Raw genomic sequence first — 10,096 nt, 5'->3', positions numbered from 1 at the left:
CCCCCAATATTGGTTGTCCAACTATTGGGGGTCACTTCATGTCAGGGCTTTTTTTCGTCTCGAAAAAGGGTCTCAATCCTAATAAGTTCAAGCAATCGCTGTATACTAACCAGATCCAAATATATTATTCGGTGATTCTGCATATGTTGTCTACAAAGGGGTTTTTGTGGCTTTTTATCTTCTTGGCTTATCTATTGTACTGGCGTTTTTCCCATGTAAAACTCCAATAATACAGATTCCTTTGTGGTGTCTTGCTTGCTTTACAGCAGTTATTTCTGGCTATTTAGACAAGGTTGTCGATATTCAGGGTGTTCTTATTGTATTGGTATATTCAGGTATTTTATTTGGCTCGCTAACATTGCAGCAGATTTGGCTACGCAGAGTAACTGTTTGCCTGTTTGGCGCTGTTTCTCTGGCTCTTGCTATGCATTTATTGCCTGGCTTTTATAATTCTGCTGTTGTTGTAGAGCAAACAGTAAGCGCAGATGCGATCCCCTTTAGTCTGTATGCGAATTTTGATAAAGGGTTGGCTGGTTTATTTCTATTAGGTTATTTTTTTAGCGGACAAGCGCGAGTCGATTATTTTTATAATCAGCAGAAACCTAAAGAGACGCTAGTGCTTGTCATATTTACTCTCTTTTTCGCTTTGGGCTTGGCTTTACTGTTAGGATTGATTCAACTTGATTTTAAGGTACCTAGTTTTTGGTTGAGCTTTCTTGCTATAAATTTATTGTTTACTTGTGTTGCCGAGGAGGCTTTTTTTCGAGGTTTTCTGCAGCGAGAGTTGTCAAATTGGTTGGAGGGAAGATTTTCTTTATTAATTGCACCCATATTTTCAGCGTTAATTTTTGGTCTAGCTCATATTGCGGGTGGTGTTGAGTATGTTTTCGTTGCCGGTGTAGCAGGGTTAGGATATGGCTACCTTTTCCATCGTACTAAGAGAATTGAATGGTCGATCTTGTGCCATTTTGCTCTAAATATTACGCATTTCTTTTTATTCACTTATCCGATGATTGCTTAAGAGATATTTTCTACAAGAGTTAGGGTATAAAAAACGGCTCGTTTAGGGCCGTTTTAGTTGTTTCTTTTGCCTAGAATTACTCTTCCATTTGTGCTTTGTCGACGATGTGATTATCACCGATGTCTTTCGGTAAAATTAAATTCAGCGTGATCGCGACGATGCCACATAAGCTGATGCCTTGAAGGCTGAACTCACCAATACCAAAGGCCATACCACCGATACCAAATACTAGAGTCACCCCAACGATGATTAAGTTGCGAGACTTATGAAGGTCGACTTGATTCTTAATCAAAGTATTTAGTCCTACAGCGGCAATAGAACCAAACAATAGAATCATAATGCCGCCCATTACTGGTAGCGGGATAGTTTGCAGAGCAGCTCCTAATTTACCAACCCAAGCAAGAACAATGGCTGCAATAGCGGCCCACGTCATGATGACAGGATTGAATGCCTTGGTAAGCATCACTGCGCCAGTTACTTCACTGTAAGTCGTATTTGGTGGTGCGCCAACCATAGCCGCAGCCATCGTTGCGATACCGTCGCCAGCAATAGTGCGATGTAGACCTGGTTTTTTGAGGTAGTCTTTTCCAGTGACGTTGGAGATAGATAGTATGTCGCCTACGTGTTCAACTGCTGGTGCAATAGCAACAGGCAGCATGAACAAGATCGCATTAATGTTAAATTCAGGCGCGCTAAAGTTTGGCATAGCAAACCATGCTGCATTGTAGATAGGATCAAAATTGACTATTCCGAAGAATAAACTTAAAACATAGCCAACGACAATACCACCAAAGACAGGCAGTAATTTGAAAAGACCCTTTGCGAACACGCTAATTAAAATGGTTGTTAGTAATGAAGCAAGAGCAATCCAAATAGCGATATTGGCATCAATAACTTGAGAGTCTCCAGCTTTGCCTAGCGCCATGTTGACTGCTACGGGTGCTAGCCCAAGACCAATTACCATAATGATTGGGCCAATAACAACTGGTGGTAATAGGGTGTGAATGAAGCCTGCGCCTTTAAGGCGAATTACTCCACCAAGAATGACATAGACAAAACCTGCTGCTATTAAGCCTCCCATAGTCGCTGGGATACCCCATGTTTGAACGCCGTACATAATTGGGGCAATGAACGCAAATGAGGAGGCGAGGAAAATAGGGACTGTTCTGCGAGTTGTTAATTGGAATAAAAGCGTTCCGACGCCAGCGCCAAAAAGCGCAACGTTGGGATCTAATCCAGTTAATAGTGGGACAAGCACTAAAGCGCCAAATGCAACAAACAGCATTTGAATGCCTAAGACGGCATTTTTCATAGGTAAAATCCTTGGGTGGTTTTGAATGCAGGGATTTTATAGGCAAGTCGGTATAAGTGCCAGACAGGTGCGAGCTTTGTTGGGGATATTCCGTTAGTTTGAGGTAATTAGTCGTCAGCGATATTGAGTCTCTGTTTTTTCTCCAAATAGCCTGTTTTGAACTCTTCTGCTGGAAGGGGGCGGCTGATGTAGTAGCCCTGAATATCATCACAACCAATATTATTGAGCATTTCTAGTTGTGCTTTTGTTTCCACTCCTTCGGCTATTGTGGTCATGCCTAGTTGTTGCGCGAGTAGAATAATCGTACCTACAATCACTTGATCATTCGCATTGGTGGTCATATTGCGGACAAAAGACTGGTCTATTTTCAGTTTATAAACGGGAAATCTTTGTAGATAGCTCAAAGAAGAATAGCCAGTACCAAAATCATCAATAGAGGTGTGTATGCCGAGTTTTTGAAAGGATTCTAATATTGTTATCGTATGTTCAGGATCTTTTGTGGCAATGCGCTCGGTGAGTTCTAGTTCTAGGTATTCTGTTGGGACTTCATATTCATAGAGTATTCCAGCCACAGTGGCAGGAAGGTCGTCTGCTTGAAATTGAGCATATGAGAGATTTACTGCAATTCTAACTGGGGTAATTCCTTCTTCTAACCATTGTTTGAGTTGACGTGCTGATTCTCGTAGAACCCACTCACCTATGGCTAAAATTTGTCCGTTCTCTTCCGCAAGAGGAATAAACTCTCCTGGGCTAACCGCCCCCAATTCTTTGCTATGCCAGCGTATGAGTGCTTCAGCTCCAATGACTCTTCCTGTGATGAGTGAAACTTGCGGTTGATAGTGTAAGGAAAACTCTTCTCGCTCTAAGGCGTCATGTAGTGCATTACTTAAAATTAGAGCTCGTGTCGAGGTAGCTTGCATTTCTTCTATGAAGAAGGCGTATCTATTTCTACCTGCATGTTTAGCGTGATACATGGCGGTATCTGCTTGTTGATATAAAGTGTCAAAGTCTTTGCCATTTCGTGGATATAAACTCACACCTATGGAAGGAGTAATAAAAAACTGATGCTGATCTATGTTATAACGTGCTGATAAAGCGTCCTTTATTTCGCTGGTTTTTTCTATCAAGCAAGCTTCATTTTTTGCTGGTAAGAGAATAATAAATTCGTCACCACCTTGTCGTGCTACGTAGCCAATTTTACCAACTAAAGAGCGCATCCTGTCTGCAAGGGTTAGTAGGAGTTGGTCGCCGATGGTATGGCCTAATGTATCGTTGACGTTTTTGAAGTGGTCTAGGTCGATAAATAGTAAGGCTAGTTTGATATCGGGTTTAATAATCTGATGAAACGTTTTGTGAAGCGCTACTCTGTTCGGAAGTTTTGTTAATGAATCGTGATGTGCTAACCACTCGACTTGATCATGTGCCTTTTGAATTTCATCAATGTCAATACGGACACCAAGCATGCGAGCAGGCTTGTCCTCTTGGTCAAACTCAGTCACGATGCAGCGTACACCAATCCAACGATAGCTGCCGTCAATATGTTTTATTCGTGCCTGATACTTATAATAGTTTGATTCTTTCTTACTACTTAAAATGCTTTGAATGGTACTCAGAACTCGCTGACGATCTTCTGGGTGTATTTTTTCCAATTCAGCTTTTCTATCTGCCATACCTTCGACGGGAGCATAGCCCAGCATAGTAAAGTAGGATGGAGTAGCAAACCAAATATCTTTGGTGACATCCCATTCCCAAATGCCCACTTTAGTTAACTTTAACGCTTCGTTTACACGAATTTCAGCTTCAACAAGTTCGCTTTCTCGTTCTTTAAATGGCGTTGTTCGATATGCATGGCCAACTGAGAATTGGCCCTTTTTATTGTGTGTATTGGTTGTATTGACTTGAAAATAATCGATACTGCCACTGGGTAAGCAAATGTATTCTTCAGCCGTTCCTGTTTCTGTATTTGATGTAATGGTGGGGAGGAAGTCTTGAGTTAATTGAGGGTGCTGAGATTGAATTTCTTCATCTTTATAGCCGATTATATCTACTTTTGATAAACCAACGAGTTGTTCAAATGAGGGGTTACAATAAACATACTTTTGGTTTTTGTCTTTTATCCAAATGGGATCAAAAATGCTGTCTAGTGACGATGTTAATTGGTGTTTATCGCTTTCAGAACGTCTGACGCTTTGAATAAGTTTGCGGTTGTCTGCTTTCAATTTGATGTAGACATTTATAAGCATGAGTAAAAAACACAAAGCTAGAAAGTAGCCTAATATTGTTACCCAAGGATATGTCATTATTCTTCACCTTAATCTTTTTATCTATGTTCAAATGAAAAATAGAGTCTGCAGTCTATATACGCGACACAATTTTGTATTTCACGTTGACTATTTTAATCCCAATTAGTTTTTTCAGCTGTATAGCATATGATGCTACTCTGTATTGTTATGTAACAAACTTACTTTGTTCTTACTATTAGGTGGTTTTTGTGAGGGCAGAAGGGGGGGGGGAATAATTTAGTGAATGATCTTTTTTCTGCAACTAAAAGATATATTTGCTGTCTCGAATTGGGGTTATGCTTTGGATAAATTGAATTTAGAACAAAATGTAAACCAACATACTAAATTTCCCATATAAATATATTAAATATTTACTCAATCTGAACACTCGATCAGATCATAATTCGCTAGTATAGATAGTAACTTTTTAGCTGATAGGGTCATGTTCTATGCTTCCTCATTGTTTTTCAGAATCCATGAAGGATTCAAACTTGGTCGGGCCGCAGGTTTTGCGAAAATCCCGAAAAACAAATGTGTCTAGTAATTTGCAACGCTTGGCTAGTCGGTCTTTAGTGGCTGTCGGTGTGTTGTTTAGTCTTACCGCTTGTGCTGCGCAATCTCAGCCTGAGTCTTCACCATCCTCACAAGCCTCTATTGCTCAACCTAAAAAAGGTGAAGAGTTCAACTATGCTTGGTTGAAAGGATATGCACGTCAATTGTCGACTAAGCCTTATGAAAGCCATCAAGGTGAAATGCCAGAGAGCTTAAAAGGCTTGGACTGGGATGACTACCAAGAAATTCAGTTCAATAAAGACGCTGCGTTATGGCACGATCAAAAATCGGAGTTCCGCACCGGACTTTTTCATCTTGGTTTAGGATTTGATACTCCCATTCACATGAATGAACTTGAAAATGGTAAATCCACGCCTATTCCGTACATGCCATCTGAGTTTACCTACGGTAAATCTAAAGTAGATGGTGATAAGCTTCCCAAGGATCTAGGCTTTGCAGGTTTTAGAATGCAGTTTGCCACAGACTGGCAGCGTGATGTTGTTGCCTTTTTGGGTGCGAGTTATTTCCGTGCCGTTGGCAGTGAAATGCAATATGGTCTTTCCGCTCGAGGCTTGGCGATTGATACCGCAATGCCTCATCCTGAAGAGTTTCCAACTTTTACCGACTTTTGGTTAGAGAAACCAAAACCAGGTTCCGATGTTGTTACTGTTTACGCGTTAATGGATTCCCCTAGTGTGACAGGTGCTTATCGTTTTGATATGACACCGGGCGAACCGTTCAAAATGCGAGTAGATTCCGCTATTTATCCGCGTAAATCGGTTGAGCGTTTAGGCGTCGCGCCAATGACCAGTATGTTTATGGTCGGCGAAAATGATCGTAGAACAAATTATGACTGGCGTGCTGAGATTCATGATTCTGATGGTCTTGCGATGCAAACAGGTAACGGCGAATGGATTTGGCGTCCACTAGCTAACCCTGAAAACTTACAGTTTAATGCTTACAGTGATGAGAATCCAAAAGGCTTTGGCTTACTACAGCGTGACCGTAACTTCGATCACTATCAAGATGACGGTGTTTTCTATGAGAAGCGTCCAAGCTTATGGATTGAACCACTAGGTAACTGGGGTAAGGGTTCTGTGCAATTGGTAGAAATTCCGACTCTAGATGAAACTTTCGATAACATCGTAGCGTTTTGGAATCCAGATGCTCCGGTTGAAGCGGGTCAAGAGCTTCTATATAGCTACAACATGTACTGGGGTAGTCATCCTCCTGTGCAATCTAACCGAGCTCGCGTTGTTGATACCTTCACTGGTATTGGCGGAGTGATTGGTAAGAAGCGTCAATATTACAGCAAACGCTTTGTGGTTGACTTTGCGGGTGGTTCTTTGTCTATGTTAGGTAATGACACCAAAGTGAAAGCGGTGATTACGTCTTCTGAAGGTAGAGTGGAAATCGAATCAGCTCGACCACTGCATTCAATCGATGGTTATCGTGCGATGTTTGATTTAGTACCGCCAAAAGGAGAGCCTAAACCAATTAACTTAACCGTTCACTTGGAAGCCAATGGCCAGCCGCTTACTGAAACTTGGCAGTACCAATGGACCCCGCCAGCGGAGAAAGATAGAGAGCTCCATAATGCAGGCCATTTGAAGTAACGCTCTAAGCACAAGTTACTTGTTTAGCAAATAAAAACGCTCGATGTTTCGCATCGGGCGTTTTTTTGTTGCTCAACAAAGAGCCCTAAGATTCTTAACTATTACGGCTATTTAGAAAGTCGCGATATGCATATCCACTGCGTTTGATGGTTCTTTCTTGGGTTTGGTAATTGACGTAAGTTAGACCAAAGCGCTTGCTGTAACCTTCTGCCCATTCAAAGTTATCCATTAAACTCCAAGCGAAATAACCGCGAATATCAACACCACTTTCAATAGCTTGATGCACAGCGTTTATATGACTATCTAAATAACGTACTCGTTGATCATCGTTTATTTCGCCATCGATGATCTTATCCGCACATGCTGCGCCATTTTCGGTAATATAAATAGGTGGCAAGGTATATTGTTTGTGAAGATTGACTAATAGCTCAGTGAAGGCGTGAGGGGCAATTTCCCAACCAATGTCTGTGTACTCAACAGCTTGGCTGCTTTTTACATTTTTGAACATGTCATCAGCGTCGTAGGCATTGTGATTGCAGGTGTAGAAGTTCATGCCTAAGAAATCAATCGGTTGAGAAATGATGTCCATGTCACCAGGTAAAACTGTTGGCAAATATTGCGGAGCGACGGTTTTGAGTAACTGCGGATATTGCCCTTTCATTAGCGGTTCGATGAAAAATTGGTTATCTAGAGTTTCTCGCATCAAGCACGCGAATTGATCTTCGGCTTTTTCGCTGGCGGCGTAGGAGCGGTTCATATTTAGTACTATGCCAACCTGAGATTTTGGTGCGTTTTTACGAATAACAGGAAGCGCTAAACCATGGGCGAGCAAAATATGATGGGCAGCTTGTCGACCAAATTCTGGTTTGCTTAAACCCGGCGCATGTATACCCAACTCATAACCTAATATTGCTGCGCAAAAAGGTTCGTTAAAGGTCGACCAGCTATCAACCCATTCCGCTAATTCTTTGGTAACTAAATCAACGTAGCTTTTGAACTGATAGGCTGTTTCTCGATTAAGCCAGCCGCCTTTATCTTCTAGGTGCTGCGGTAGATCCCAGTGATAAAGTGTCGCAAATACAGTGAGACCTTCTGCTTTGAGTTTTTTAAGCAAGTTGCGATAAAAATCTAGTCCCGCTTGGTTTGCTTCGCCTTTTTCGTTCATCACTCTGGGCCAAGCAATGGATAGTCGGTACGCGTCTACACCAAGATCTTTAATCAGCTGGATATCTTGCTCCCATAGATGATAATGATCGCACGCCACTTCACCGTTATCTGCGCCTTTTACTTTTCCGGGTGTTGCGCAGAAGATATCCCAAATAGAAGGAAGACGATTATCAGCGGTTGTTGCGCCTTCGATTTGGAAGGAGGCGGTTGCCACGCCAAAGGTAAAATCGGAGGTAAGCATTTTCGAATTTGATGGTAAGGTGATTGACATGTTGTCCCCAGTCTTTCTATTTGTTGTCTTCGCGAAGGAATGTATTGCACTCAAAGGTACTGGAGGACACTGAAAAGCGTCAACAATGGGAATGTGGTTTTAGTAACTTAAGAAGATTTAAGCGCATTTTAAGGTCTTTTTAGCAGCGGTTATAGCGCATTGGCGTAAGATCTCGGCCTTGTGCTGTATAGGCTCGGAAGCGACTTTCTAGTTCTTTTGGTAATATTTCTGCTGAGATGGTCGTAAAATGATTTGCGTTATAAAAAGGCACAAGGTGAGTGAATGCGAAGCAATAAGTAGGCTTTTCACTTAACGGATAGTGAATACTACTTATTAGCTGGCTGCCGAGGCCAAGATTTCGATGGGCTGGCTCTGTCACCATGCCTGTAAGTAGTTGAGAGTCGATAATTTGTTTGAGTCTTACTGCGCAAAGAATTTTGCCTTTATCTCTTATTACCCAAATAGGATCCGCTTTGTTTGGTTTACCGCTTGGATAATGCTCTTGATAAAATTTCTTCACCAGAGGAAACCAAAGTGAAGGAACTTGTTCAGCGATAAGATCGGGTGTTTTCATAGTTGAATATGTGTGGTGATTGGATGTTTGAGAATAGCATAATCGGCTACTCTAAGAATGTCAGGTCAATTGAATTGCTTATAATGGAGGTTATTGTGCGGCAAAAAATAGTATTTTGGTGCTTTTGTGTTTTGGCATTGTCTGGTTCTGTAATAGGGCTGGCAGCGGAAGAACAAACGGAATTTGTTTACGAGCCAGAAGAATCCTTTGCTCATTATGTCGCACGTGCAAAACAATATGTAGGTGAGCGTAAGGTGTGGATTAATACTGAGGACAAGCCGAGAGAGCTTGCCGCCGTTCTGCCTTTTGAGCTATTACCGAATGCCGAAAACTGTGCAGGACGAGAGCACATTGGCGTGTTGTTGTCGCATGGTTTGTCAGATTCTCCTTTTTCGATGCGAGATCCAGCTCTTGCGCTTCAAGCGGCTTGTTATCAAGTGCGCGTAGTATTATTGCCCGGCCACGGTACAAAATCAGAAGACCTTCTTGACGTCTCTCGTGATGATTGGCGAGCCACATTTCGAAACGCCGCGGATGAATTCAGTAAAGACGTGGATGTAATGTACGTTGGCGGTTTTTCTACTGGCGGTGCGCTGGCTGCGGAATATGCATGGCAGCACACAGACAGTGTCGCTGGTGCTATTTTGTTCTCCCCTGTGTTCAAGGTGAACAGCAGCATTGATTGGCTTTCGCCTTGGTTGGCAATGGTGAAAGATTGGCTGGACAATTACCCAAGTGACGACTTCGCTAAATACGCTTCGATTCCGCTTCCAGCTATTGCTGAGGTGTACAAGTTATCTAAAGAAGTGCGCAACTTGATTATTGATAATCCAAAAAAATTACCCGTGTTCATCGCTTTGTCAGAAGATGATCAAACAGTAGACTCATCTGTGTCAGAAAAGGTTTTTAACATAGGAATGATCGGATCGAAGAGCCAGATGGTGCTTTATAGTAAAGATCAAATGAGCGCCAACACAGATCGCATTAAGGTTTACAATACGAATTTGCCAGAAGCTAAAATATTAGGGCTTTCACATATGGCGGTACATGGCAGCCCTGATAATACCTATTACGGTGCTATGGGGGAGTATCGTATTTGCGGCTGGTATCAGGAGGATGAGCCTTTGTATCAAGCTTGTCGAACGGATAAAAACAATTGGTTTGGTGAGGGTTCTGATGCATTAACGAAAAACAGCCCTCATGCGGCACGAATATCTTGGAATCCGAACTTCAATTCGTTAATGCAAGAAGTCGCTTTTTTTATCAAGGCAAACGCTAACAGCAATAGATAAAGAGGATAG

General features: G+C 42.0%; 7 protein-coding genes. 3 read left to right on the top strand and 4 right to left on the bottom strand.

The annotated features are described in order from the left end of the window. Positions 1–166: 166 nt before the first annotated feature. Positions 167–1,021, top strand: coding sequence for a CPBP family intramembrane glutamic endopeptidase (locus KPL72_RS18325; RefSeq protein WP_219703984.1), 855 nt, complete (start codon positions 167–169; stop codon positions 1,019–1,021). Between the two features lie 76 nt (positions 1,022–1,097). Here the strand turns inward: KPL72_RS18325 and KPL72_RS18320 are convergent, their stop codons facing one another. Then, positions 1,098–2,333 (bottom strand): uracil-xanthine permease family protein, encoded by a 1,236-nt coding sequence (locus KPL72_RS18320; protein WP_212916925.1) that lies wholly within the window; start codon positions 2,331–2,333, stop codon positions 1,098–1,100. Between the two features lie 107 nt (positions 2,334–2,440). Continuing rightward, positions 2,441–4,633, bottom strand: a complete 2,193-nt coding sequence (locus KPL72_RS18315; protein WP_219703983.1) for a GGDEF and EAL domain-containing protein — start codon at positions 4,631–4,633, stop codon at positions 2,441–2,443. Positions 4,634–5,064: 431 nt separating this feature from the next. Between KPL72_RS18315 and KPL72_RS18310 the strand changes: the two genes are divergently transcribed. Further along, the gene (locus KPL72_RS18310; RefSeq protein WP_212916923.1) at positions 5,065–6,783 is read left to right on the top strand and encodes an OpgD/OpgG family glucan biosynthesis protein; all 1,719 of its coding nucleotides are present in this window, start codon (positions 5,065–5,067) and stop codon (positions 6,781–6,783) included. Positions 6,784–6,877: 94 nt separating this feature from the next. Here KPL72_RS18310 and KPL72_RS18305 read toward each other — a convergent pair whose 3' ends face one another. Next, positions 6,878–8,221, bottom strand: coding sequence for a GH1 family beta-glucosidase (locus KPL72_RS18305; RefSeq protein WP_219703982.1), 1,344 nt, complete (start codon positions 8,219–8,221; stop codon positions 6,878–6,880). A gap of 139 nt (positions 8,222–8,360) precedes the next feature. Then, positions 8,361–8,795: a GNAT family N-acetyltransferase gene (locus KPL72_RS18300; protein ID WP_212916921.1), complete on the bottom strand. Its 435-nt coding sequence runs from the start codon at positions 8,793–8,795 to the stop codon at positions 8,361–8,363. Between the two features lie 95 nt (positions 8,796–8,890). Between KPL72_RS18300 and KPL72_RS18295 the strand changes: the two genes are divergently transcribed. Beyond that, positions 8,891–10,087 (top strand): alpha/beta hydrolase, encoded by a 1,197-nt coding sequence (locus KPL72_RS18295; protein WP_219703981.1) that lies wholly within the window; start codon positions 8,891–8,893, stop codon positions 10,085–10,087. Positions 10,088–10,096: the final 9 nt, after the last annotated feature.

The sequence above is a fragment of the Marinomonas lutimaris genome, assembly GCF_019426345.1.
In the GTDB taxonomy this organism is placed as follows: Bacteria; Pseudomonadota; Gammaproteobacteria; order Pseudomonadales; family Marinomonadaceae; genus Marinomonas; species Marinomonas lutimaris.
This window is presented reverse-complemented; position numbering and strand designations above follow the sequence as displayed.

Coding starts and splice junctions, on each gene's coding strand:
- KPL72_RS18320 (WP_212916925.1), bottom strand. CDS start 2,333: ATGAAAAATGCCGTCTTAGGCATTCAAATGCTGTTTGTTGCATTTGGC.
- KPL72_RS18315 (WP_219703983.1), bottom strand. CDS start 4,633: ATGACATATCCTTGGGTAACAATATTAGGCTACTTTCTAGCTTTGTGT.
- KPL72_RS18310 (WP_212916923.1), top strand. CDS start 5,065: ATGCTTCCTCATTGTTTTTCAGAATCCATGAAGGATTCAAACTTGGTC.
- KPL72_RS18305 (WP_219703982.1), bottom strand. CDS start 8,221: ATGTCAATCACCTTACCATCAAATTCGAAAATGCTTACCTCCGATTTT.
- KPL72_RS18300 (WP_212916921.1), bottom strand. CDS start 8,795: ATGAAAACACCCGATCTTATCGCTGAACAAGTTCCTTCACTTTGGTTT.